The following is a 22,569-nucleotide window of genomic DNA, read 5'->3' as shown; positions in this document are numbered from 1 at the left end:
CCAAAATACACGCTAAGAGGCTGATTTTAGACGCTCTATACACTGCCCGTGGTCATTTTGTGATAAAAAGTCAAATCCGATAGACTCTACCACATCTCGTGCAGCATCATATAGTTTTCGCTCTGATGCACCGAGTGGCTTCATTATCGGGGCATAAATGAATCGGTCATGGATGGTTGGGATCTTTTTAGATTCCATGAGCGTAATGATATGGTTCCCGATAGACTCATAGATGTTTTCGACATACGCCGAAGCGATCTGAGCGATAGCGACAGGAGTAGCCTCCCTCATTGCTATAGCATCGATCAGGCCGTTTACCCCATCGACATGCTTATGAAACGATACGTTTTTAATTTCTTTTTTAAATGCTACGTTTTTGAGATCAGTAATGATCGTCATTTTCCCGTAAATGTTTTTGGACAGAGGATCACTGAGTGTTTTAATCTTTGATAGGGTTATGAACTCATTGACGATATGGGCGAATGCCTCTTTTTCCCCGAGTGGCGTAGAGTAAATATCCATATCACTAATAGATATGATGTTAGAAACGGATCCGTGGTGAATTTTCCCAAAGTGGCGTAAACGCTCTCCTATAACGGATAGGGCATAATTTGCCCCGGATAAGTTTTCAAAATCGATACACTTAGAGAGTTTAGAGAGATTATCAGGGATATGGGTCATAAACCCTCCTGAGCTTTTTTCCATAATCACGCCGAGATTGTATTTTTCTCCGCTCAGGGCATTATTGTATTGGACAAGCGCGTATCGATATACGTTGATACTTTTTGATCGGGAGTCGATGAGCATACGTTTAGCCTCTTTTGCTTTACGTTAACGAAGCAATCGTTATTTTCCAGACATTTGTCATACATGAGCCGGCTTCTACCGCTCAACCATGCGTGTATCATATCAAGTTCATTCTGTGAAACGGTATAAACTTGCGATATAGTTTGGATAATATCAGCGATAGCGTCAGAGTGTAACATAGAGATATTATAAGAGTAACGTAGTACGTGATCGTGCCCGTCATTTTTAACGATAGAGTATAAAAACCGATGGTAATCTTTTAGATTTAAACAGCCGAAATCATTTATTAGCAGTGGTATTGCACTCCAGTCAGTTTGCCCAAACAGCCTATCGAAATCAATAAGACGATAGTACATAGTGTTAGCATATTTCACTATTAGATGATTTCCCAAGTGCCGATCATAGTTTTTCATAAACTGATCAAAAGGGTAGAGAGAATAAAACGTATTTTTATTGGTCGTTTTTAAAACTTTCGGCATCAGTTCGGATTCTTCTTTTATATCTACTGTGTCTTTTTCCCACTGAACCCCGAAGAAAAGATGACCTTTTGAAATCGATAGATCCAAATCCCTGAAAATTCCAGAGTGTGTTTTTGAAAATCTGATCACTTTCTCTATCTCTTGGTCACTAAGTTCTAAGAAAGCCCCATCGATCATCGGGGCACCAATCTCTTTACCGACGTAGTGAGCTATAAACTCATTGATATTATGTCGACCGCCAACCTCACAAAATTTGATTTGGAAGTATCTCCCATCCGCAGACTCGGCGATAACAGAAAATTTACCGTTTGGCACATTTGGTTCTATATGGCGAAGCGTTGCCTCTAAAATCTCATAATCTACCATTACAGTATCAGCTTTCGTGCTGCAATATCGGCGATCTCCTCATAATAGTGCTGTTTTTCTTCTTCGCTGAGCAGCATAAAGTTATTAATAAACATCTTCATTTCTGGCGAAAATGTTGAAAGTGCAGCTTTAGAAATGGATTGACTATATTTAGATTGGTTAGAAAGTAATTCCTGATTTGTTATTTTATTTCTAGCTTTTTCTGCATCAGTATATAAATCTATAACCTCTACACCTAGAGCAGCCGCAATGGATGGCATATCTCTACTTTGTGGAACAGATGGGTGTAATACTTGCCCCCACTTCTGAACTGTATTTAATTTCTTATTTAAGTCATACGCATTTTGTAAATGATCTCTGAACTTTTCATAGGTATCATATTTATCTTTGACAAGCTTCTTAAAATTTGTTTTATTAAACTCTGCCAATTTTATTCCTTGTTACTCATGGTAAAAATATTACCATTTTATAGTGTAATAAAAATACCACTATTAAGCTATATATAAGTGTAAAATAAATACCATTTGAACCATGGAACAAAAATTATTTAAGAAAATCCTTATCGACTTCGGTTATAGCGATGAAAGCGTCAAGAAAATGATGCAAGGGAAAATGGTCCCTACACTGCAAAAAGCGATCAAACTCCAAGAAGATCATGACATACCGGTACTCGCTTGGAAAAATATTCGCTCATTTGCTGTCCGTACTAAAAAAGATAAGAGCAGTATGCCCGATACACCAGTGCACGTTCAAGAACAATCTGAAAATCAATTACACCAAAAGGAGATCGCATGAGTTTAGAAGAGATGTTCAGCGATGACACCGCACCGTTCCGCACTGTCTATGAAACTGCACAGGCTGTCGTTAATGACTATATGACATTACACAACTGTAAGATCGAAAAGGTCGCAGAGCAGTTGGGAACAACGCGAGGATATTTGTACGGCACCCTTGACCCGAATCAAACACATCGACCTCTCTCTGTTGATCGTATCATTGAAATCACTAACCTAACCGGAGATCACCGCATCATTGATTCAATCAAAGAGGCTTTGAAGTGTGTAGATAAGCATGTACAGTGCACTATCACCGACGTCATGATGGTAGGGTTAAAAATCCAATCTCATACAGGTTCACTCAGCGAAACCCTTTTTGAAGCAGTAAAAGACGGGGAGATTGACGAAAAAGAGGGTGAGCGTATTCGACGTATGGCAATGGATGAGATCACGGCTCTGTACTCGATTATCGGTATGACGAAGTAGGTGGTTGAGATGGCAACGATCACCTTTAAGCGAGGCTCAACACCGTATACGCTTCATACTCACTTCACTGCGGGGAAATCATTAACATTTGTAGAGGCTTCAAAGCCTAAGCAAGATGGTGGGTTAGAAATCTATCACCTATCTCAGCGCATCGCTGATCTGCATAAAAAGTTTCAAGAAGCGGGTGCAACCAGCCCTCTAATGGTGATCGATGAACCAAACGGGAGAGGTGGAACCCATGCCCGCTATTTCTATCGTGGGCATGGATGCCATTTTGAGCACCAAGATGGAGCGAGGGTCTACGGATGAGTATCAAACAAAACCTACTACTTACCGCCAATAAGATCGTTATGAAAGCTCCATTTATTCCTTTCAATCAAAAAATTAAAATTCGAAAAATGATTATGGCTGAGCTTAAAGCCAGTGGGTTCAAGGGGATATGATGGAAGAACATCTATATAACCTGGCATTTGAGCGTTCGGTATTGTCTTCTATCATATTTATCAACTACCATGATGCAGATAATCTTGATGAAATGGTCGGGATGTTAGACGAAAACCTCTTTTATCTCCAAGCGCACAAAAATATCTGCGCTGCGATCCTCAAACTTCACTCATCCGGGCTACCTATCGAAGAGAGTTTTATCCAAAAAAATCTAGTGGCATTAGGTCAGTTTGATGAGAGGACTATGATAGAGGTATTGACTACCAATAGCATAGCAAACATCAAACCCTATATCGATGAGATGGTTGATAAGGCTAGAAAAAGAAAATTGCTAGAGCTGACTACAAAGATAAAAAGCATGGTTTTCGAGGAAAACAACAGTGCTGATGACATCGATGCGATGTTAGAGCTCGAGATGAGTGAGTCTATCATCAAAAGCGGTATGACGATGCCTATCACTATGGAAAAAGCGATCGAAGAGTTTCACACTATGAAGATACCTGAACCGATCCGTACTGGGATAGAAGCACTCGATAATCTACTGTGCGGTGGGTTTGAACCGGCACAGCTCGTCCATATTGGAGGAGAACGTAACGTCGGTAAAACAACGCTCATGAAGCAAATATTGTTCAATACCTCTACCGATAACGACACCCTATTTTTTAGCTTTGAGATGCCTAAATGGAAGATGGCAAAGTACACGGAGCGGATGAGAGGCAAAAGCAATATGAAGCGGTATCACATCATCGACACTAACATGATGAAGAGCCGAGATGTTACCGATGTAGCACGTATGATACGAACTATGTGGCGTAAACACGGTATACGATTTGCCCTGATTGATTCCAAAATGAAACTCAATCACCGATCATACAAAGGTAACAGTGACGCTGAGAAAAAGGGTGAGATTGATTCTATACTCAGCGCGGTAACGCAAGAGACAGGAATCGTTATCCTAATGATCGTACAGGCTTCACGCGAAGAGTTAAAGAGTGGCAAGATGGGGAGCTATGGGTCCGTATTGTCAGATTACGAGACAGATATGCAATTACTGCTCAAAAAGACAGAGGGCGGTATAGAAGTCAGCTGTGAAAAGAACCGCCAAAAGGTATTACATTATCCTGCGAAGCTATGGTTTAACAAAGAAGAGTTGAAGTTCGACAGCATCAAAACGGGTATCGTTACCTATCAGACTCCATCATCGTATACGGATCGTTCCTCTTTGATCGCGGGTAATGATGAGAAAGTGGAGATTATGGTCTTATGAGAATGAATTACAAGAGTTATCCAACCGACTTCATCCAACAGCTCAAACGTGAGAGAGGTGTTGCAGGGCGTAAGAAAGCGCGTGCATTTATGGAATTCTGGGATGATATGGAACACGGAGATCATAATAGCGAATCGTTCTATGCTAAATCGTGGGATATTTCCCGCAGTACTTCTCACGAATGGATCAAAGAATTCAAAGTAGAGATGGATCTATTTGTCGATCATATGTTTCTAAAAAATCAGCAACACTACAATCACGCCATATTTCCAACCGAGCAAAACGAGCAACTACAACCGAGTAAAACGAGCAATGATAAACACCGTAATATAGGAACTTATACAACATCAACCGAGCAAAACGAGCAACTACAACCGAGGGAAGCATTTAATCTAAATGATAATAATCATGCGCGTGAACTTCGTAGAGAATGGTGGAATGACGGTGAGTTTCAGGAACTCTTTTTCATTTACTCTCAAAACACTCGCTTTGTCGGAAAAAAAGAAGATGCGTTCGAACAGTTCACTCGAACTGAAATGAACCCATCAATACTTATCCTATCCGCTGTCCAATACCTACATGATCCGGCGGTTGGAGGTAAACATTACAATCTCGCTAATTTCCTAAAGAACGAAACGTATCTCTCATACATTCCGAAGATGATAAAGGTACAGCATGGGGATCAAGAGATCATCGGAGAGTATGATCGGGTCAATCATCGTATCATCGAGAACGGTAGTAATCGAGTAATAGTATTGACCCCTGAGCGCTTGGTTGAGTTGTTCAAGGTCGGAGCATTAGAGTTTATCAAACCAGTTGGGAGAGCCGCATGATCAATATGGATGCCAACTTCAAAGAGATCAAATCTTTTATCGGATCAATACCGAAGCAGATCAGTTATGGATCATCGGTTGGATTGAATAACCTAGCAACTCATATGCGTGATTCAGAACTTGCAGGGGCTAAGAACGCATTGACATTACGCGGTCGATGGTATGAACCTCGCTCCCGTTTTGGTTTCAATGTTCAGTTCGCAAAAAAGAATGATCTGAATGCCTCGGTCTATACTCGTGCTGATTGGTTGGTGCTTCACGCTGAGGGAGGAACTAAGACGGCACGTGGTCGCATTGCTATCCCTACTGCTGAAGTTAAGCGTAGTAAGCGCGACATTATCACCCGTGCAAATCGTCCACGTAATGTTAAAGGATCATTTCTGATTCACACGTCAAAAGGTGATGCGATTGCAGTTCGCAAAGGTAAAGGTAAACGTTCACGCTTCGTAATCCTTTATTGGTTAGAGAAGCAAGCGAAGATCAAAAAGGTGTTTGACTTTTATGAGATAGGCAAAAAGGTTTACGACCGTAACGCACATCGATATATCAGCGATGGAATTGATATCGCTTTTAGAGGTATGAGATGAAAAGGTACTCCGGCAAGAAACACCCTGCGGGGGGACTCGCCACCCCGAAAAGTCTCTATTTTTTGAGTGCTGAACTTCCTAAACTTCTCACGAATAGAATGTTTACTAAACAAACAATAGGATGGTGATGTATGTCTGATATTGATTTGATCACAGCTTCAAAATGTTTGGAAAAACTTGCGGCGGATGGAATCAAATATACAAAAGGATATTTTTCCCAAATGACAAGTGACGGGAAAATACCGTGGCACCCTAAATCTGGAAGCCCTAAAAAATTCTATCGATATAATGAAGTCAAAGAGGCAATCAAAAATACTCAAGATCCAACCCGTGACGCTCAGAGAGAAGCAAATGAGCAGAAGCGCATAGAACCAGTCGATTTGTTTGCGGCAGTCGGTACTTATGAGAGTATTGCTGATATGGACGATGATGAGCGTGAGGCTTATGATCTTGAATGCAAACGAGAGATGGAAGAGGCTCGTAAAGCTAGAGAGGCCGCTTTAGCAGCTGGTGCAAAAGATACCGGAGATAATGAAGAAAAACCGCTCGCATCAATGAAATTGAACGATGTAAAAATCGTCAAAGAGTATTGGTTGGGTGAAAAAGCAAAAGCCGAAGTAGAGCAAATGAAAAAAGTGCTCATTCCAAAAAATGAGGTTGCCGGAGTCATTGAGTTTATGATCTCACCGATCAATACCAAGCTTGATGAAATACCTCACAAGATGAGAGCTCATTTTAGTGATTTTCCTGATAAACAATACCGTTGGTTGATCGATCATATCAATCACCTTAAAGAAGAGCTTCATAACAGCGGGAAAGAGCTTCTATGACTATGATTATGAGCCCACGTCAGCTAGAGCTTGCAGCGTTTGGTCTAATGCTATTTAAACCAAAGCCAATTTTGAGCGGTAGCGAGTGGGCTGATGAATATTTTTATCTCTCGCCAGAGTCAAGTGCTCGCCCCGGAAAGTGGAAAACGGATCCGTGGCAAAAAGAGATACTTGATGAGATGACCAATACCACTACTCCTTTTGTGTCTGTTGAAAAATCGGCACGCGTCGGGTACACAAAAATGCTCAATATTGCCCAAGCATATTTTATACATCAAGACCCTTGCTCAATACTACACGCCCAACCAACAGACGGAGACATCATAGGGTATGCAGAGGACGAATTTGAGCCTATGATCCGTGATAATGAGGTTATACGCGAAAGGGTGAATACCCATAATACTAGAGGGCGTAATAAGAGAGAGAAAACGGTTAAAAAAATGTATCCAGGAGGAATATGGGAGGGTATCGGAGCACACTCTCCCCGTAATTTTAGACGGAGAACTACCAGAGTTACTATGGGTGATGAGATAGACGGATGGGAATTTGAAGCGGGTAAAGAGGGTGACCCGATAGCATTGTTTCAAAAACGATCACAAGGGTTTTGGAATAGAAAGAATATCTTAGGTGGAACCCCAACGCTTTTAAAGACTTCAAAAATTCATAAAAGAGTTAAAAGCGGTGATGGAAGACGCAGATTTTTGCCGTGTCCTCATTGCGGTCATATGCAAACGATTGAATTTGAGAACTTCCGATACCAGATCGATGAGAATGAAATGCTTATCAAAGATTCGGTTGTGCTTGAGTGCATAAGCTGCTCAGGGCTCATTGAAGAGAATCAAAAGAGGGAAATGGATGAAAAGGGTGAGTGGATAGCAGAGCGTCCATTTAAAGGTCACGCTTCATTTAATATATGGTCAGCATATGCGCACGATCCGAACTATCAATGGCACGATATAGTTCAGGAATATCTTGATAGCAAAGACGATGATCTTAAACTCAAAGTTGTCACCAATACGGTATTTGGGAAACCGTGGGAAGAGAAGATCGAAAAGAATCAACCGGAGGATATTCTATCTCTAAAGATTGATCTACCAGAGGGGATTGTTCCTCCTAAAACAGCATCGGTTGTAATGGCGGTTGACGTACAAAAGGATCACTTTTGGTTCGAGATTAAAGCGTTGATGTATGGGAACGGAACCCATTTGGTTCGTTATGGACGATTAGAAACGTGGGCTGATGTAGAGCTCGTGATGAGAACCCCTTATTTTGATAATACTGGTGGGGTTCATACGGTTAGAATTTGCGCGGTGGACTCAGGGTATCTCACGGACGAGGTTTATGAGTTTTGTGCTATGAACTCCGACATCTGTATTCCTACAAAAGGTGGGAATCATACTATGAGTTCTCCGTATGTTGTCAGCAGTGTGGACAAAGATGTAAATGGCCGTCCGGTTGCCACAGGGCTAAAACTCTATAAGCTTGATACGGGGTATTACAAAGACATCCTCGATGCTAAGATCAAACGCTCCATCGATGCGGTAGCGACCGGAGAGACGGCGAAGAACAATCTCCTCAGCTTCCACAGCGGAACAGACGCCCTGTACGTCAAGCAATATACCAGTGAGTACAAGCACGTTGAAGTCAATCCAAAAACAGGAGTGGAAAAAAGCGATTGGCGTACAGTTTCTGAAAAAGCGGATAACCATCTATGGGACTGCGGTACCTATATAACATTTTTGGGGGAATTGATTGGTATTCGATTTTTACCGAGTGAACCTATCGAAACCGTGACTAGACGCCGTGAGCGTCGTGTACCACGTCATCACGATGACGATGAATCAAACTATTAGGGGGAAATTATGAGTTTTTGGGATGGAAGAGAGAATATTAATAAGCGTCCGTCAGTTGAGCGCAGAACAGAGCGGGTAATACACCATTGTATGGAAAAATACTCCATCGGAATTGGTCAAGCAATCGAAAAAATAATGAAAGAAAAACTATACGATGAACTTTTGAGCGAACTTTCAGAGATTTATCCCGACATTTTAACCGCTTCATAATTGAAAAAACCACTAATTTCTCAAAAAAATCACTAAATTTTTACAAATTTTACAAACTTTTTTAGCCGTTTTTTCGGCTATTTTATTGTCAAGGTTAAAAAAACAAACTTTTAATCTCCTATTTTGCGAACTTTTACGTTACTAGCAAAAAAAAGAAAAAAAGTTTAGGTCTAAGTTTTTTGGCCTAAACTAATTTTTTAGATTCTGACAAACTGCCACCATACTTTTAGAAAGGTTTGGTTTTGGCACAAACACTCGGACAACAACTTGACGCTGTTCAAACTGCTATCACTGCAGTCCAAACCTCTCAGAGCTATGAGATGGACGGGCGCAAATTAACCAGAGCCGATCTCGAAACACTTTATCAACGTGAAGATTCTCTAATTTCTAAAATCGAGATCCACGGACGCAACTACACTCCCGGACAAAATACATCCCCTTTGAAAACGAGAGCCCATGTTCAGTTTTCTTAAAAAAGTATTTTCCCGCGGGAAAATTATTACTGTATTTTTAAAATCGATAAAACAATTTTATATTTTTGAGATTTTGTTGTTTGGGGCATTACTATATCTGCTTGGGGCATTTATCCATATCCATTTGAATCCGAGTATGTGGAATTTAATTACACGTACTATTTTAGGGATTGTTTTTTTAGGTTTCATTGTCTTTGTATTTATCATCATTGATCTTAAAGGCGGAAGAAAATGAGCCTTTTTAGAGATGCAATGAATATTAATCGAGGTTTCTATGAGGGCGGTAAACGCACCGGAACCAATCAAGACTTTTGGAATGCAAACAGCGATTTTGAAAATACCGCTTCCCCTGATCGTGACACTATGCGCGCCCGTGCTCGTTGGCTCCATGAGAACAATGCGATTATGGCAAATATCGATGGAACTGTCGTACGCAACAGTGTCGGGAATGGGTTCACGTTTCAGTCAAAAACCGGAAAAGAAAATATTGATAAACAGATCGAAGCATTGTGGGCTGAATTTATTAAACCCGTTAATTGCGATGTAACCCGCCGTCAGCATTTCGGAGATATGCAGTCTCTTATCTTATCACAGCGTATGTGCGATGGTGAGATTGTTATTAAAAAACACCTTACTGGTAAAAAGAATAACCCGTTCCAAATTCAGCTTATCGAGGCTGATCGATTCGATGTATCGTATAAAGTACGCGTTAATAACTCGAATGTCCTTAGCAGTGTTGACGGTATCGAATTAAATACACTAGGCGCACCGCAAAACTATGTATTCCGTGAAGGGTTAATGAGTTCGGTCAAAGTCCCAGCATCCGAAGTAATCCATTATTTTCGTATGGACAACCGTGCAACTCAGTATCGTGGATTATCCGAATACAAACAGGCTATTGTAGACCTTCGTAATTTTGCAGGGTATCAAACCTCTACACTCAAATCGGCTCGGGCTCGTGCGAGTGTGGCGTATGCTATCGAGACGACCAACGTCGGGGGGCATGTCGGTGCACTAGCTGGTAATAAACAGGAAGAAAACGATCCAATCTACGATATCAACGGTGTAATGGTCCACTACCTGAATAAGGGCGAAGTAATGCACCAATTCGACCCGACGATCAAGGGCACTGAATACGGTGAGTTTGTCCGTTCATGCGTTCGTCTCATCGCAGTAGCTCGTAAAGTCAGCTATGAACTTGCATTTCGTGATTACTCTCAGGTGAATTTTTCCAGTGCCCGCGCCTCATTCATCCAAGATCATAAGCGGTTTAATAATGAGCAATGGCACTTGGTTACGTATGTTCTTAACCCATTATTTGAAGATTTTCTTGATGCAAACGTTATGGCAGGAAATATCAAAGGGTTGAGTGCAAGTGCATATTTTCTCAACAAATCGGATTTTTGTCAGCCTCGTTGGGTAGCCCCTGCTCGTGAGTGGGTTGACCCTCTCAAAGATATCAATGCAATCCAAAAAGAGATCGACATGGGGATCACTACCATCGGAGAAGTTGCCGCCGCACGCGGTAAAGATTTAGAGGATGTTATCGCAGATCGTGTGAAAGAAAACAAGATGCTCAAAGACGCTGGAATTTTAACAAAGGAGGAAGCGAATGCCTAAAAAATTGAGTCCAGAAAAGCTGTTAGAAAATAGCGATTTTGTACGTGCTCAGATTGAACCCGGCTCTGTCAATGCGGATGAGCGTCGTGTTGCTATTTTAATATCGACCGAAACACCCGTCCGCCGTTATGACTATTGGAGCGGTCAGTACTATGAAGAGGTGCTATTGCACGGGGATGAGAACGTTGATCTCACCCGCGCCGCTACCGCGAAATTGCGATGGATGCACGGTAGTGGAAAATACGGAGAACTCCCGATCGGGAAGCTCGAAAATGTCACATTGGCAAACCGACAGCTTCGTGCTGAGGCGGTATTCTCTCAGGCCAACCCGGACGCGGATATGTTCTGGCGTATGGTCGAAGAGGGGACACTTACCGAGATTTCGGTCGGTGGGTCAAAGATGGATAACCGTGTTACCGAGAGAGATGGAAGCATCGCTCTAGTAGAGGTGACACGTTGGGCATTTCACGAAGCTTCGCTCGTGGATATTGGTGCCGATCCGAGTGCGGGAATCGGTCGAAGTGAAAATCAAACAAAAGGAGAAATCGTGAACGAAAAATTGGAAGCGTTACAACGCCAACTCGAAGAACTGAAAAATCAAGGTGCGGACCAGTCTGCTATTGAGCGTAAAAATCAAGAGATCCAAGTGGCAATGACTGCACTTGCTGATGAAAACAAAGAGCTCAAACGTGTAGCAGGTATCCGTGAGTTAATCGCCGCTAAACCAGGCGTGATGGGTGATGATGATGTCAAGCGTTTTCTTGATGACAAAGCAAAAACAGCGGATGATCTCGCTCGTGCAATGCTTGATAAAGCTACTGAGTCACAAACAAATGTTCCGTTTCAACGTGGTGAAGACACTCCGAATGTATATGTGATTGGTCAGCAAAACCACAGTGATATGATGCGCGCCATCGGGGATAGCCTCATTATGCGAGCAGGGTTGAATGTTACCGATGCGCATAAAGACGTCGATCAGTTCCGTGGGGCATCGATGTTGGAAATCGCACGTATGGTTACCGGATATAGCGGGTATGACAAAAACGAGTTGATCAAACGTGCGATGAGTACGAGTGATTTTCCTACGTTGCTCGGAAATGTAGCAAACCGTGTACTCTCCGTCGCTTATGAAGAGGAAGCAGGAACATTCGATATGTGGACCATTGCTGAAGATGTAGCTGATTTCAAAACACGTACTGAAGCTAGCCGTGACAGACTGGGTGGACGTCTGCGTAAACTTACTGAGGGTGGTGAGAAGAAAAATAAAGAGACATCAGAGAGCGCAGAATCATGGCGCATCTACTCATACGGTGAATCTTTGAAAATCAATCGTGAGATGTTGATCAACGATGATCTCGGAGCATTTAACAATATCATTCTTGACTTCGGTGCAATGGCAAAGCGAACTGCAAACGGTCTTGTATATGATCTACTTCAATCCAAAGGTGAATATGCAGGCTATAAAATGGCAGATAACAAAGCTATTTTTGATGCAGCACATGCAAACTATACCTCTACCGGTACAGCATTATCTACCGATTCGCTTACCGTTGCGCGTACATTGATGCGCCGTCAAAAAGATAAATCAGGTACGGCGCTAAGTATTGCACCTAAATTCCTGATCGTTGCTCCAGAGCAAGAGACATTAGCTCTCCAACTCATCACCAGTGAAACACAACTCGGTCAAGCGAATGCCGGTGTAAAAAATCCGTTCCGAAATGCTGTAGATGTTATTGTTGAATCTGAACTCGCCGCGACTGCGTGGTATATGGCCGCTGTACGACGTACATTGAAAGTCGGTTATCTGCAAGGTACAAACCGCCGTCCGATTGTGGCTGAAAAGAGCCGTGATCTTAGCGGTGTCGAGTATGAGTGTGTGTTTGATTTCGGTGTATTTGCCGAAGATTTCCGCGGTCTTTATAAAAATAACGGTCAATAAGGAGTAACCAATGTCAGTAAAAGAAGCAATTGAAGTTCAAGAGGGTGATGTAATCGATTATACCTGCCCGGGTGCGATCGATGTAGGTGATGTTGTACCGCTCGGTACTGGAATGATCGGTATCGCAAAAACAAGCGGTCTATTAGGTGAGGTTATTGCACTTTATATCGAGCGTGTGTTTGAGATCAATGCGACTACTGCTGATGTAATCGCTATCGGTGATGTTGTTTATTTCGATGCAACAAACCGAGCGATCACTACGACTGCAACATCAAATACTCGTGCAGGTCGTGCGGTGAGTGCCAAAGCCGCTGCAACTGCAGGGACTGCGTTCGTCAAAATCAATGCGGCTTGAGGTGTGTGATGTTTGTAAAAATCAAATATCCTGAAACATACCGAGGGAAAGAGCACGAAGCGGGTGCGGTGATCGAGGTCGGAGACGATCTAGGGGGGCGTATGATCTTAGCGGGTAAAGCTACACGCGCCTCTAAGCCTGAAAATGAGATCACAGCTGAGTCAATCGAAGCTATGGATTTCAATGAAATCAAAAAACGTATCTCTGAACTGAAAATCGAAACGGTGAACGGCAAAAAAGATACATTGATCGCTGCACTTAAAGCGCATTACGGGGTATAGCTATGAATTTAAAAGACCAACTCGCCGCTGACATGGAAAACGTGTTTATGAACTCCGAAGAGCTTGCCAATTCGGTAACGATAGATGGTAATCCGGTATCAGGGTTTTTGCTCGAACAATCGGGTGAGATGGAAGAGTTGGTCAATGTGCTCAAAGTTGCTTCAAGTACAGCCATCACCGCTGATTCAGTGATCATCGCAAAGGGCAAAACGTATGGTGTTGCAAGCGGTCCCCATAATGATGGGTTCGGATCTGTTACAGTCGTTTTAGGTACGCCGTTATGATGGGTGAAGATGATGTAAAAACCCGTATTAACGATGCGATTCGTCCTATCGTTAAGACGGGGGATGTTTTCGTATTCCGACGTACACCAATGGCAGCATCTCTCAAAGAGGTTGTGTTTGCGGTTAAAGTCAAGCGCGATGCAGACATCGGGGAATCGATGGTTAATGCGTTGATGAGCTTGGGAAATGCGGGGGATATTAACTTTCCTGAGAAGATCGAGTTTGCTGAGAGTACGCTCGATTTTAATGATGGTTTGGAACACGAGTATTTTATGGTCAAAGCGACGCTTTGGTCAGGAGATTGATATGAAAAAACAAAGTGGCGATGTTACAGATGTGACACTTACGATTGAGGATGGCACCACCATTATCATCGAAAATGTCGGCGAATACAGCGGGACGGTTACAGTCAATGAGGCTATTGCTAATACGCTAAAAAGTACAGGAAAGGTAAAAGAAGATGGCGAATCAAAAGACGCTTAAAAACGTTGTCCTTGCAAAATCAGGGGGCACTCCGGTTGCCGGTGATGTCATCACAACAAATGGGGCTGTCTTTGTAAATCCGAAAATCAAATCGGGTGATTATAAAGACATGGGTAACGGGATGATGGGTGCTACTAAAACCTATATCGATCCAAACTGGGTGACTGCTGAGTTTGATATTCCGGTACAAATGAAAAAAGCATCTGCGCTTGGGGTTGCTCCTAGCATCGATGAGCTTTTAAAAATCGTAGGGCTTGCTGAGACAATCACTGCTTCTACGAAAGTAGAATATAAACCGGGTGGAACAGTCGGTACAGGTCAGATCAAGGTGTATACCGACGGTTATGTTCGAGCTCTCACCGGAGTAACCGGAAACTTGAAGATCAGTGGGAAAATCGGTGAACCTTTGGGCGCTGTATTTAGCGTAAAAGGATTTATGGAATCTCCTGAAGCAACAGCGGAAACAAATCCTACTGTAACGCTCGATACTGGTATGGCTCCTATCGTTTCAAAAGTTACGGTATTGACCGTCGGTGGGTCACAATTGAATGCTGATAGCTTTGATCTTGACATCGGGAATAAGATCAATGAACAGTACGCAATGGATCTTAGTGAATATCAAATGGAAGATTTTGACCCAACTGCAACTGTTACGGCTATCAAAGTTAAAGGGACTGATGAACAAACATGGGCTGACTTTGCAGCTGGTATGGTGCGTGCGATCATCATCCAAGTTGGAGCGGCAGGGTCTATGGTTGAAATCAGCATCCCATACGCGATGCTCAAAGATGTAGCCGAGAGTGACGATGCAGGGAATGTGAAGATTTCACGCACATTCCGTGCCCAAGCGTCCGCCGGAAACGACAACTATACGATCACTTACAAGTGATAAGAGGGGTTAGCCTTCCCCTCGCCATTTTGAAAAAGGCAATGAATTTTTTGATCAAAAAATTTCCCGCGGGAAAATCCAAAAAAAGGCAAAAAAATGGCACTACAATCTAAAGTAGATGTGAAAATCGATATTGATGATATGAGTTTTAACGTTACTGTATCAAATCTTTCAAAAGATCAACAGACTACGTTAGTAGAAAAAAACGGCGATTTCGAAGCTAAAGCAAAAGAAAAAGCGCAACTTTCAAAACAGTTGAGTAACAAAATCGAACGCTATCAACTCCTCAAAGCGGATGGGCAGAATAAAGAAGCATTATTGATTTTGGATGAGATTGAATCCATTGAAGCTCAGATCGGTACACAAGACCAAAAAGAGATTGAAGATATGCTCGGAGAAGTATATCGTTCCCGTTTCTTGATGATGGTAACAGGTCCCGATAAAGAACGGATGCGGTCGTACATCGATGAGCATAATATCAATTATTATGAAGCCATGATTTACATCGAAAACGAGGCGAAAAAGGGAAAGTCAAAAGGCTAAAGCGGTTTGCTAATGAGTATTCAAGAGGTCAAAGTTTCATGCATTTGCATGAAGAATTAGACCAATTGGATGATGATGCGGTATTCATCCCTGCTGATGAGGAGGAACGAGTCTTCACCGATTGTTTTCATCTTTCGTTAAGCAGATCAATGGACGGTCCATATTCTGATTATTCGGTTGTGCGTGATTTTGCAAAAAAGTATGAAATTGAAGCAATCGAATTATTTCGGGTAATGAAAATGATGGTTTTGGAATTAACGGATAAATAGAACCCAAAATGCCATAAAAAAAACAATTATTGGAAGTAAAAAACCAATAGTGGCAGTTCTAAAAAGAGAAGATAAATATTTCATAGGAGGCAGTATATGGAAAAAGAACTTAGAATTAACCTTACAAGTATATTTGACTCCAAAGGTATAGATAAAGCAAAGCGAAGTTTTTCCGAGTTAGAGCGTGAATCTCTTCGTACTGCATCTTCTCAACGTTCAATTTCTACCGCCAGTTCTGATGCGGCTCGATCAGTTGATACTCTATCAGAGCGTGTTGGGTTTATGGGTCATGCTTATGTAGGGTTCCAAGCTGTTGTAGCCGGATCATCATTTATGTCTGATGTGACAAAATCAGCTATAAATCAAGCAGATACGTGGAACCTGTTAGAGGGACGTTTACGCCTTGTAACAGATTCCAGTAGACAACTCGCATCGGTACAGGGGAGCCTTTTTGATATTTCGCAAGAGAGCCGTACCGGATATGAGCAAAATGCTGATCTTTATGCTCGTATCGCACGTGCTACACAAGACCTAAACAAAACTCAATATGAGAACCTCGATGTTACTGAGGCGATCAGTAAATCGTTTATCGTATCAGGTGCCGCATCTGAGAGTGCAAAAGCGGCAGTTATTCAGTTAGGTCAAGGGTTTGCATCAGGGACACTACGCGGGGAAGAACTTAACTCAGTGCTCGAACAGGCACCACGACTAGCCGAAGCTATTGCAGACGGTATGGGTGTCAGTGTCGGTAAACTCAAAGAGATGGGGGCAGAGGGCAAGCTTACCGCTGAAAAAGTCTATGAGGCAATCCGAACTCAAAAAGATGCGATCGAAAAAGAGTTCGATCAAATGCCAAAAACAGTAGCACAATCTCTTGTTGTACTGCAAAATCAGATAGGTTTGTCCATCAGCGAATTTGACAAAATGCATGGGGTTACAAGCTCTATAGCGAGTAATATCACCGATCTTAGCGGTCTTCTTTCAGAACATAGCGGAGAGATTGGTACGTATGCAGGATATGTCGGAGAGGCAGTAGCCGCTATATTGATTTGGAAAGCGGGAACAATTGCAATGGGAGTTGCACAATCTGCATATACTGCGTATATTGCGGCTTCTACTATTGCTACAACTTCATATAGTATCGCTACCAATATGACAACTGCTTCCGTTACTACTTTGACCGCTCGTCAGGTCGCCGCAAATGTAGCACTTTCAGGTTGGAATAAACTTGTTGCTATTAACCCATATATGATAGCCGGAGCAGCTATCATCGGGGTAGGGTTAGTATTAAAAAATCAAGCAGATGAGCTAAGAGATTCAGTAAAACGCACTGCAATAGACGTATCAAATCTTAGTGAAAAAGCAATCAAAGCAAAAATAACGTATGCAACTATGCAGCTTGGAGCGGTCAATGACAGTATTGAAAATCCATCTATTGCAAAGTCATTATTTGGGAATGTAAGAATTGATCTAAATAGACGTGCTCAATTAGAAAATGAAATAAAAGAATATGGTAAAGCTCTGCAAGCGTTCCAAGATGAAGCTAATACTCCGTCAAAAAATACAACTCCAAAACCTGATCCTTTGTCTGATAAAGAGCTCAAAAAAATTGAAGCTCTAAAAGAAAAACAAAAGCGTGCCTCTGAACAGCTCGCTAAATTGAATAATGATTTGGATAATGAAATCTTCAAATCGACTGCAAGCGAATATCAAAAATCTATGAAGCTTATCGATGATTCGGTGACAAAATATCGTGATGGCGGTGCCGATAAAATCAAAACTGCACAACTCGTATCACTGAAACAAGAAGAGTACCTAGACGCCGAGTATGCTAAAGCGATGGGGCAGTTCGATTCTCTCGATAAAGAGAGTTATGAAAAATCACTAAAACGTATAGAACAGGCTAGTTCTATGTACGCGGCCATCAATGAAGCTTCGGGTAACTGGTATGACAACGAAATTGTCAATATATCGAACCGTGCCGCAGAGTTTGCCGCTGCGGGAAATGATGTTATAGACATTGAGCGATATGTGTCAGCTTCGATGCTATCCATCGATGAAAAACGGGCAAAAGAGCAAGCGGATCTAGCCAAAAAAACATTTGAGGAACAAAACAAGTTTTGGATTGACCTCATGGGTAATATTAAAAATGCGTCGGCAGAGCAGTTCTTTAATGCTATGAAAGGTGATTTTACTTCATTCGGGTCGTGGTTAAAAGACTTTTGGGGAGCGATGACGAACTCACTCGCTCGAGGTCTATCAAAATCTCTCGCGGACGCTATGATCGATACCGGAGCGGGCGGTATTCAAAACATCTTCAAAACATTCGGAGGGCTTGGATCGGTTTTCGGGATGTCTGCAATTCCTGAAGCACTGTTAGGGGCTACTACTGATAGTGCAGGCTTTACCACTACTGCAGGCGGAACCGTTATGGACGCAGCGGGTCAGATCACCAAAGAGGGGAGCGATTATGCAAATGTTGTGAGTGCTATTAATGCCGCATCAACCGCTAATACCGCATATTCTGTTTTGACAGGAGGTTTGGCATCTATCGGAACAAACATAGCGACAGGTTTCGGGTATTTAGCTGAGGGTTTGAATGTCGCCGGTCTGACATCTGCGGGTGCGGCAGTATCTGAGTTTGGGTTAGGTGCCGGATCAGTATTCACCGGGGGAAGCGGATTTGCGGGTATGAGCGCTATGGGTGCAGGGCAAATTTTTAGCGGTGCGGCCGCAGGTGCTCTCGGCGGGTATGCTCTTGGTTCACTTGGCGATGCTTTATTTGGTGCAGATACACGAGCGGGAAGCTACGGTGCTATCGGTGGTGGGGTCGGCGGTGCAATAGGTACCGTGATTTTACCAGGTGTAGGAACTGCAATAGGTTCAGCAATCGGAGCAACATTGGGCTCTCTGATTGGCGGTATGTTTGGTAAAACCAAACAAACCGGAAGCGGATATTATTTTTCTGGGATGACCAACTCAGAGAATGTATTTGATACGGCTCAAACATATGCAGATTTCAAAAAGAAGAGTTGGTTTAGCTCTAAATCTTGGACAGATTTTTACGCTCTGAGCGATACCGAAAAATCAAAAGTAAAAGGGTTATTTGATACTTATGATTATCTACTCGGTCAGCTAGGTAGTTCTGATGAGATAGCTCTATCAGCCGGCAAATATTCCGGTACCTCTTTTCAAGACCAATTGGCAAAAAATTTCATATCAGCATTTACTGATGTTGAGTCTGCATCTACCTTGGCTACGATTTATAGCTATTGGGCTGATTATGCAAAATCAATCAATCAGACTATATCTGAGGCTTTCGCATCATCTATAGGTCTATATCTATCGGAGACACGAACATTTACTGAGTGGAAGTTGGGTAGCGGGACGGTTGAACAGCTCAAATTCACAGCCGATTATCTCACTAAAGACCTAGCCGCTCTTGAAAACCAAATGGGCGTTAGCGGGATCACCGTCGATAACTATCTATCCAAATATGAAGAGGCGATGAGATCATCGTTTACTCCGGAGACTATTACATCGTGGAAAAATCTCGGTGAAGCGCTCATGGCCGCTACCGATGCCAATAACAAGTATATCGATACATTGAATAAAATAAGTTCATCTGCTCAGAGACCTGCTGACATGATGATGTATAAGGTTAATGATATGGGGAATGATTTATCAACTGTTACTAATCGCTTGTTATTTGAGATGGTTAGAGAGTTGAAAAGCATCCGAACTGATAACCTATTTGCAGGGGCATCAGCATGAAAGTTCTAATACCATCCAATTTTACCCTAGTCAATAGCACTATTCCTGTTAATGAAGCTCAAATTTTTCAGCACAGAATATATTCCATAGGGGAAAAAACGGTTTATGGGAACGGGATATACATTCGAAAAACAGCTACGGATACTTTTCCCGCTTTTGACAATAAAAAGTGGTACGTAGAGGGTGATAAAGCTTCATTTGCCGGATCAAATTACCTTTTTCAAAAAAAAGTTATGTTTTTGTCCCCTGATGCAGACACAGCAAATTGGGAAGTCGTAACAGTCTCTGCATGGTCAATCAATACTGCCTATACTGTAGGGCAAGTGCGATCGAAAGATGCAAAAACATTTCTTTGTATCAAGTCACATACGTCCCCATCGATCAATTCAGTGCTTGATTGGTCAAGTGGACAAGCATCTACATATTACACGGGCGGATATTGTCGATTTAATAACCGATACTATAAAAGAATTAGCGGGTTTGATGCCTATAAATCCGCGTCAAAAGCTACCCCTGACAGTAGCTATGCCGCTAAAGTATGGGTTGACGTATCCGACGTAATGCTATTTCCCTCATCAAGTTCGGCGTACTGGATCGACATCACGGATCAGAATTGGGCAGGTGATATTTTTTATTCATCCGGTGCGGCTACATTCCATAATGGAGTAGTCTACAAAGCAAAAAATAATATTATTTTGCCTAACCCTGATACCAACTCAGAGAGATGGGCTAACTCATCAACATCTATCCCTACAAATAAAGATGATTGGACATATGCAGGAGCAACTAATCGTTTTAGAATGTTTGACCAGTATATAACAACCTATACAGAGTCAAATGAACCTTTGGAAATATCCATTACTGATCTTGATTTCAACTCAATATTCATAGGCAATATATTCGGTGATTCAGTGACTATTCAGGTCATCAACAATGTTGATTCCTCTGTAGTTGAAGAATCTACTATAGACCTCACTTATGACTGCGTGGACATTATGGATTATTTTTTGGGGGACTGGATGGATTACCGTCTCCCATCAGTCAAATATGATAGAACTTCCGTTTACAGCGATGTATCTGCAACTATTACTTTTAGCGGTGATCTGATTCAAGTAGGAATATTCTGTATCGGTAAGGCATATTTTATCGGTACAGAAGTGTGGGACGCCTCTATAGAGGCATTGGATTTCTCATCAGTTGTTGAAGATACTGCGACAGGAGAAGTTTATCTGCAAGAGGGCAACGAGTTAAAGGTTAAATCTATCGATCTGTGGGTTGAAACTAGATCGCTATACGCGATAGATCAGATTTTAAAGAGAGCCAAAGGTAAACCTGTTGTGTTCCTGTCAAAAAATGAAAATTTGGACACATACGGTTTCCCAAGGAAAAAACATGAGATCCTTAAAGGTCCAGTCAAATCAATCATATCACTTGAAGTAAGGGAGTTACTATAATGCAAACATTACCGGACATTTCAGATTTGCCACCGGCACCTGATCTATCACTCGCGTCAACGCTGAAAGAGCGTATCACTAATTTCTTGAATGCTTTGCCGACAATGGTCACAGAATTTAAAGCGTTTATTTCGGCTATGAGAATATTGGCTGCGGAAATTTATTCAGCAGCGGTATCGGCTGAATCATCGAAGAACTCTGCGGCCGCATCAGAATTAAACGCACGCGCATACGCTAACTATCAAGGTATTTGGACTGAAAAAGGATATTTGCAAGGTCAAAGTGTTCAAGCTTCAAACGGTGCGTTTTATGTATGCAATGTTACTCATACAAATCCGAGTGACCCAACCACTAATACAACTGGAATTTGGACTATAGGTGTTCCGATCGGAGCTATCGGAAATATCAACTCACCATTATTTGAGTTATTAGCAAAGAGCTCATTCATTATCAAGGGCGTTGGCAGTATCACGTATGCTTGTGCCTCAGCAAGCACCTATACCGACCGATACGATGCTCTTCAATCTGCGGCGATTAATACTCCAAGATTTGGAAGATATGGATATTACAGCGAACCAAGTAGCACGAATTTATTGCTTAACTCAGATACTCTAAGTACCCAAACGGTAACAGTAGTATCAGGAACTACCTATACATTGTCATTTTATGATACTGGGTCTGTAGTACTAAGCGGAGGCGGTAGCGGAACATTAACCGGCACAGCAGCATATCCTCAAAGAGTAGAGCTTACTTTCGTTGCTTCGTCAACATCTGTAACGCTCACGGTGACAGGAACTTGCCGATACTCGCAACTTGAAGCAAAGACATTTGCATCATCCTATATACCGACGACGACTACCTCAGTGACTAGAGCATCTACGGTATGCCCAATACAGGTATCAAACAATATGCCATCTATCAAAAAAGGGATGACATTCGTATGTGATTACTATGCATTAGGTCTATTAGCCAACACTAATCAAGATTTACTCGGAGCACGACTAAATGCAAATGAGTATATGCGATTTGTCATAAGTGGAAATACATCGTATAGATTATTATTGATGATCGGTGGTGTGGCATATACGGCTACTATTTCAAAAAGCATATCTATTAAAACTAAAAATCGTGTCGCATTTGTCGTACATGATACCGGGTTTGTGGAATTGTTTGAGAATGGTGTATTTATTGGAAGCGCCAATCTTGGGGTATTGCCGCGCGACCCTACAATGCCGACAAACATGTATTTAGGTGGTTATGACTCTAC

At 42.1% G+C, this 22,569-nt stretch carries 28 protein-coding genes; 25 read left to right on the top strand and 3 right to left on the bottom strand.

Annotation, left to right across the window (positions count from 1 at the left end):
- Positions 1 to 12 precede the first annotated feature (12 nt).
- Genes VFW36_RS11535 through VFW36_RS11525 form a run of 3 tightly spaced genes read right to left on the bottom strand, consistent with a single transcriptional unit; the run spans position 13 to position 2,080 of the window.
- Complete coding sequence (locus VFW36_RS11535; protein WP_329658965.1) at positions 13 to 807, bottom strand: hypothetical protein; 795 nt, start codon at positions 805 to 807, stop codon at positions 13 to 15.
- Positions 735 to 1,652, bottom strand: a complete 918-nt coding sequence (locus tag VFW36_RS11530; RefSeq protein ID WP_329658964.1) for a HipA family kinase — start codon at positions 1,650 to 1,652, stop codon at positions 735 to 737. The genes VFW36_RS11535 and VFW36_RS11530 overlap by 73 nt, the downstream gene beginning before the upstream one ends.
- On the bottom strand, positions 1,652 to 2,080 hold the full coding sequence (locus VFW36_RS11525; protein ID WP_329658963.1) for a hypothetical protein: 429 nt from the start codon (positions 2,078 to 2,080) through the stop codon (positions 1,652 to 1,654). The genes VFW36_RS11530 and VFW36_RS11525 overlap by 1 nt, the downstream gene beginning before the upstream one ends.
- A 103-nt stretch (positions 2,081 to 2,183) precedes the next feature.
- Here VFW36_RS11525 and VFW36_RS11520 point away from each other — a divergent pair, with 103 nt between their 5' ends.
- The 25 genes from VFW36_RS11520 to VFW36_RS11400 all read left to right on the top strand — a co-directional run.
- Positions 2,184 to 2,447, top strand: coding sequence for a hypothetical protein (locus VFW36_RS11520; protein WP_329658962.1), 264 nt, complete (start codon positions 2,184 to 2,186; stop codon positions 2,445 to 2,447).
- Complete coding sequence (locus VFW36_RS11515; RefSeq protein ID WP_329658961.1) at positions 2,444 to 2,914, top strand: phage regulatory CII family protein; 471 nt, start codon at positions 2,444 to 2,446, stop codon at positions 2,912 to 2,914. The genes VFW36_RS11520 and VFW36_RS11515 overlap by 4 nt, the downstream gene beginning before the upstream one ends.
- 9 nt (positions 2,915 to 2,923) lie before the next feature.
- The gene (locus tag VFW36_RS11510) at positions 2,924 to 3,223 is read left to right on the top strand and encodes a hypothetical protein (protein WP_329658960.1); all 300 of its coding nucleotides are present in this window, start codon (positions 2,924 to 2,926) and stop codon (positions 3,221 to 3,223) included.
- Positions 3,220 to 3,357 carry a hypothetical protein gene (locus VFW36_RS11505; RefSeq protein ID WP_329658959.1) on the top strand — a complete coding sequence of 46 codons (138 nt, stop codon included), beginning with the start codon at positions 3,220 to 3,222 and terminating at the stop codon, positions 3,355 to 3,357. The genes VFW36_RS11510 and VFW36_RS11505 overlap by 4 nt, the downstream gene beginning before the upstream one ends.
- On the top strand, positions 3,357 to 4,625 hold the full coding sequence (locus tag VFW36_RS11500; protein WP_329658958.1) for a DnaB-like helicase N-terminal domain-containing protein: 1,269 nt from the start codon (positions 3,357 to 3,359) through the stop codon (positions 4,623 to 4,625). Before VFW36_RS11505 ends, VFW36_RS11500 begins: the two co-directional genes overlap by 1 nt.
- 2 nt (positions 4,626 to 4,627) lie before the next feature.
- The gene (locus VFW36_RS11495; protein ID WP_329658957.1) at positions 4,628 to 5,458 is read left to right on the top strand and encodes a hypothetical protein; all 831 of its coding nucleotides are present in this window, start codon (positions 4,628 to 4,630) and stop codon (positions 5,456 to 5,458) included.
- Entirely contained in the window at positions 5,455 to 6,045 is a 591-nt protein-coding gene (locus VFW36_RS11490) for a hypothetical protein (protein ID WP_329658956.1), read from the top strand. The genes VFW36_RS11495 and VFW36_RS11490 overlap by 4 nt, the downstream gene beginning before the upstream one ends.
- 131 nt (positions 6,046 to 6,176) lie before the next feature.
- Positions 6,177 to 6,875, top strand: coding sequence for a hypothetical protein (locus VFW36_RS11485; protein ID WP_329658955.1), 699 nt, complete (start codon positions 6,177 to 6,179; stop codon positions 6,873 to 6,875).
- A complete protein-coding gene (locus VFW36_RS11480; RefSeq protein WP_329658954.1) occupies positions 6,872 to 8,728 on the top strand; it encodes a terminase gpA endonuclease subunit in 1,857 nt (618 codons plus the stop codon). Before VFW36_RS11485 ends, VFW36_RS11480 begins: the two co-directional genes overlap by 4 nt.
- 9 nt (positions 8,729 to 8,737) lie before the next feature.
- Positions 8,738 to 8,938: a hypothetical protein gene (locus VFW36_RS11475; protein WP_329658953.1), complete on the top strand. Its 201-nt coding sequence runs from the start codon at positions 8,738 to 8,740 to the stop codon at positions 8,936 to 8,938.
- 242 nt (positions 8,939 to 9,180) lie between these two features.
- Positions 9,181 to 9,411: a hypothetical protein gene (locus VFW36_RS11470; protein ID WP_329658952.1), complete on the top strand. Its 231-nt coding sequence runs from the start codon at positions 9,181 to 9,183 to the stop codon at positions 9,409 to 9,411.
- Positions 9,395 to 9,646: a hypothetical protein gene (locus VFW36_RS11465; RefSeq protein ID WP_329658951.1), complete on the top strand. Its 252-nt coding sequence runs from the start codon at positions 9,395 to 9,397 to the stop codon at positions 9,644 to 9,646. The genes VFW36_RS11470 and VFW36_RS11465 overlap by 17 nt, the downstream gene beginning before the upstream one ends.
- Entirely contained in the window at positions 9,643 to 11,031 is a 1,389-nt protein-coding gene (locus VFW36_RS11460) for a phage portal protein (protein WP_329658950.1), read from the top strand. The genes VFW36_RS11465 and VFW36_RS11460 overlap by 4 nt, the downstream gene beginning before the upstream one ends.
- Positions 11,024 to 12,970 carry a Mu-like prophage major head subunit gpT family protein gene (locus VFW36_RS11455; protein ID WP_329658949.1) on the top strand — a complete coding sequence of 649 codons (1,947 nt, stop codon included), beginning with the start codon at positions 11,024 to 11,026 and terminating at the stop codon, positions 12,968 to 12,970. The genes VFW36_RS11460 and VFW36_RS11455 overlap by 8 nt, the downstream gene beginning before the upstream one ends.
- Before the next feature lie 10 nt (positions 12,971 to 12,980).
- Positions 12,981 to 13,325 carry a DUF2190 family protein gene (locus tag VFW36_RS11450; protein ID WP_329658948.1) on the top strand — a complete coding sequence of 115 codons (345 nt, stop codon included), beginning with the start codon at positions 12,981 to 12,983 and terminating at the stop codon, positions 13,323 to 13,325.
- Positions 13,326 to 13,333: 8 nt separating this feature from the next.
- On the top strand, positions 13,334 to 13,606 hold the full coding sequence (locus VFW36_RS11445) for a hypothetical protein (protein ID WP_329658947.1): 273 nt from the start codon (positions 13,334 to 13,336) through the stop codon (positions 13,604 to 13,606).
- 2 nt (positions 13,607 to 13,608) lie between these two features.
- Positions 13,609 to 13,890: a hypothetical protein gene (locus VFW36_RS11440; RefSeq protein WP_329658946.1), complete on the top strand. Its 282-nt coding sequence runs from the start codon at positions 13,609 to 13,611 to the stop codon at positions 13,888 to 13,890.
- On the top strand, positions 13,887 to 14,195 hold the full coding sequence (locus tag VFW36_RS11435; RefSeq protein ID WP_329658945.1) for a hypothetical protein: 309 nt from the start codon (positions 13,887 to 13,889) through the stop codon (positions 14,193 to 14,195). The genes VFW36_RS11440 and VFW36_RS11435 overlap by 4 nt, the downstream gene beginning before the upstream one ends.
- Position 14,196: 1 nt before the next feature.
- Positions 14,197 to 14,373, top strand: a complete 177-nt coding sequence (locus VFW36_RS11430) for a hypothetical protein (protein ID WP_329658944.1) — start codon at positions 14,197 to 14,199, stop codon at positions 14,371 to 14,373.
- On the top strand, positions 14,351 to 15,262 hold the full coding sequence (locus VFW36_RS11425) for a phage tail tube protein (protein ID WP_329658943.1): 912 nt from the start codon (positions 14,351 to 14,353) through the stop codon (positions 15,260 to 15,262). Before VFW36_RS11430 ends, VFW36_RS11425 begins: the two co-directional genes overlap by 23 nt.
- 96 nt (positions 15,263 to 15,358) lie before the next feature.
- Positions 15,359 to 15,805: a hypothetical protein gene (locus VFW36_RS11420; RefSeq protein ID WP_329658942.1), complete on the top strand. Its 447-nt coding sequence runs from the start codon at positions 15,359 to 15,361 to the stop codon at positions 15,803 to 15,805.
- A gap of 38 nt (positions 15,806 to 15,843) precedes the next feature.
- Positions 15,844 to 16,074: a hypothetical protein gene (locus VFW36_RS11415; protein WP_329658941.1), complete on the top strand. Its 231-nt coding sequence runs from the start codon at positions 15,844 to 15,846 to the stop codon at positions 16,072 to 16,074.
- Positions 16,075 to 16,170: 96 nt separating this feature from the next.
- Positions 16,171 to 19,848: a tape measure protein gene (locus VFW36_RS11410; protein ID WP_329658940.1), complete on the top strand. Its 3,678-nt coding sequence runs from the start codon at positions 16,171 to 16,173 to the stop codon at positions 19,846 to 19,848.
- Positions 19,845 to 21,302: a hypothetical protein gene (locus VFW36_RS11405; RefSeq protein ID WP_329658939.1), complete on the top strand. Its 1,458-nt coding sequence runs from the start codon at positions 19,845 to 19,847 to the stop codon at positions 21,300 to 21,302. Before VFW36_RS11410 ends, VFW36_RS11405 begins: the two co-directional genes overlap by 4 nt.
- A partial coding sequence (locus VFW36_RS11400; protein ID WP_329658938.1) for a hypothetical protein occupies positions 21,302 to 22,569 on the top strand: 1,268 nt, incomplete at its 3' end. The genes VFW36_RS11405 and VFW36_RS11400, both read left to right, overlap by 1 nt.

This window comes from Sulfuricurvum sp., from assembly GCF_036279695.1.
Lineage (GTDB): Bacteria > Campylobacterota > Campylobacteria > Campylobacterales > Sulfurimonadaceae > Sulfuricurvum.
The sequence above is the reverse complement of the archived record's forward strand: the minus strand, read 5'-3'. Positions and strand labels throughout refer to the sequence as shown.

Excerpts from the sequence above, each read along its gene's own strand:
- VFW36_RS11430 (WP_329658944.1), top strand. The coding sequence starts at position 14,197 with ATGAAAAAACAAAGTGGCGATGTTACAGATGTGACACTTACGATTGAG.
- VFW36_RS11535 (WP_329658965.1), bottom strand. The coding sequence starts at position 807 with ATGCTCATCGACTCCCGATCAAAAAGTATCAACGTATATCGATACGCG.
- VFW36_RS11475 (WP_329658953.1), top strand. The coding sequence starts at position 8,738 with ATGAGTTTTTGGGATGGAAGAGAGAATATTAATAAGCGTCCGTCAGTT.
- VFW36_RS11460 (WP_329658950.1), top strand. The coding sequence starts at position 9,643 with ATGAGCCTTTTTAGAGATGCAATGAATATTAATCGAGGTTTCTATGAG.
- VFW36_RS11405 (WP_329658939.1), top strand. The coding sequence starts at position 19,845 with ATGAAAGTTCTAATACCATCCAATTTTACCCTAGTCAATAGCACTATT.
- VFW36_RS11510 (WP_329658960.1), top strand. The coding sequence starts at position 2,924 with ATGGCAACGATCACCTTTAAGCGAGGCTCAACACCGTATACGCTTCAT.
- VFW36_RS11410 (WP_329658940.1), top strand. The coding sequence starts at position 16,171 with ATGGAAAAAGAACTTAGAATTAACCTTACAAGTATATTTGACTCCAAA.
- VFW36_RS11515 (WP_329658961.1), top strand. The coding sequence starts at position 2,444 with ATGAGTTTAGAAGAGATGTTCAGCGATGACACCGCACCGTTCCGCACT.
- VFW36_RS11480 (WP_329658954.1), top strand. The coding sequence starts at position 6,872 with ATGACTATGATTATGAGCCCACGTCAGCTAGAGCTTGCAGCGTTTGGT.
- VFW36_RS11505 (WP_329658959.1), top strand. The coding sequence starts at position 3,220 with ATGAGTATCAAACAAAACCTACTACTTACCGCCAATAAGATCGTTATG.
- VFW36_RS11495 (WP_329658957.1), top strand. The coding sequence starts at position 4,628 with ATGAATTACAAGAGTTATCCAACCGACTTCATCCAACAGCTCAAACGT.
- VFW36_RS11445 (WP_329658947.1), top strand. The coding sequence starts at position 13,334 with ATGTTTGTAAAAATCAAATATCCTGAAACATACCGAGGGAAAGAGCAC.
- VFW36_RS11485 (WP_329658955.1), top strand. The coding sequence starts at position 6,177 with ATGTCTGATATTGATTTGATCACAGCTTCAAAATGTTTGGAAAAACTT.
- VFW36_RS11530 (WP_329658964.1), bottom strand. The coding sequence starts at position 1,652 with ATGGTAGATTATGAGATTTTAGAGGCAACGCTTCGCCATATAGAACCA.
- VFW36_RS11420 (WP_329658942.1), top strand. The coding sequence starts at position 15,359 with ATGGCACTACAATCTAAAGTAGATGTGAAAATCGATATTGATGATATG.
- VFW36_RS11425 (WP_329658943.1), top strand. The coding sequence starts at position 14,351 with ATGGCGAATCAAAAGACGCTTAAAAACGTTGTCCTTGCAAAATCAGGG.
- VFW36_RS11520 (WP_329658962.1), top strand. The coding sequence starts at position 2,184 with ATGGAACAAAAATTATTTAAGAAAATCCTTATCGACTTCGGTTATAGC.
- VFW36_RS11465 (WP_329658951.1), top strand. The coding sequence starts at position 9,395 with ATGTTCAGTTTTCTTAAAAAAGTATTTTCCCGCGGGAAAATTATTACT.
- VFW36_RS11440 (WP_329658946.1), top strand. The coding sequence starts at position 13,609 with ATGAATTTAAAAGACCAACTCGCCGCTGACATGGAAAACGTGTTTATG.
- VFW36_RS11490 (WP_329658956.1), top strand. The coding sequence starts at position 5,455 with ATGATCAATATGGATGCCAACTTCAAAGAGATCAAATCTTTTATCGGA.
- VFW36_RS11500 (WP_329658958.1), top strand. The coding sequence starts at position 3,357 with ATGGAAGAACATCTATATAACCTGGCATTTGAGCGTTCGGTATTGTCT.
- VFW36_RS11450 (WP_329658948.1), top strand. The coding sequence starts at position 12,981 with ATGTCAGTAAAAGAAGCAATTGAAGTTCAAGAGGGTGATGTAATCGAT.
- VFW36_RS11455 (WP_329658949.1), top strand. The coding sequence starts at position 11,024 with ATGCCTAAAAAATTGAGTCCAGAAAAGCTGTTAGAAAATAGCGATTTT.
- VFW36_RS11415 (WP_329658941.1), top strand. The coding sequence starts at position 15,844 with ATGCATTTGCATGAAGAATTAGACCAATTGGATGATGATGCGGTATTC.
- VFW36_RS11435 (WP_329658945.1), top strand. The coding sequence starts at position 13,887 with ATGATGGGTGAAGATGATGTAAAAACCCGTATTAACGATGCGATTCGT.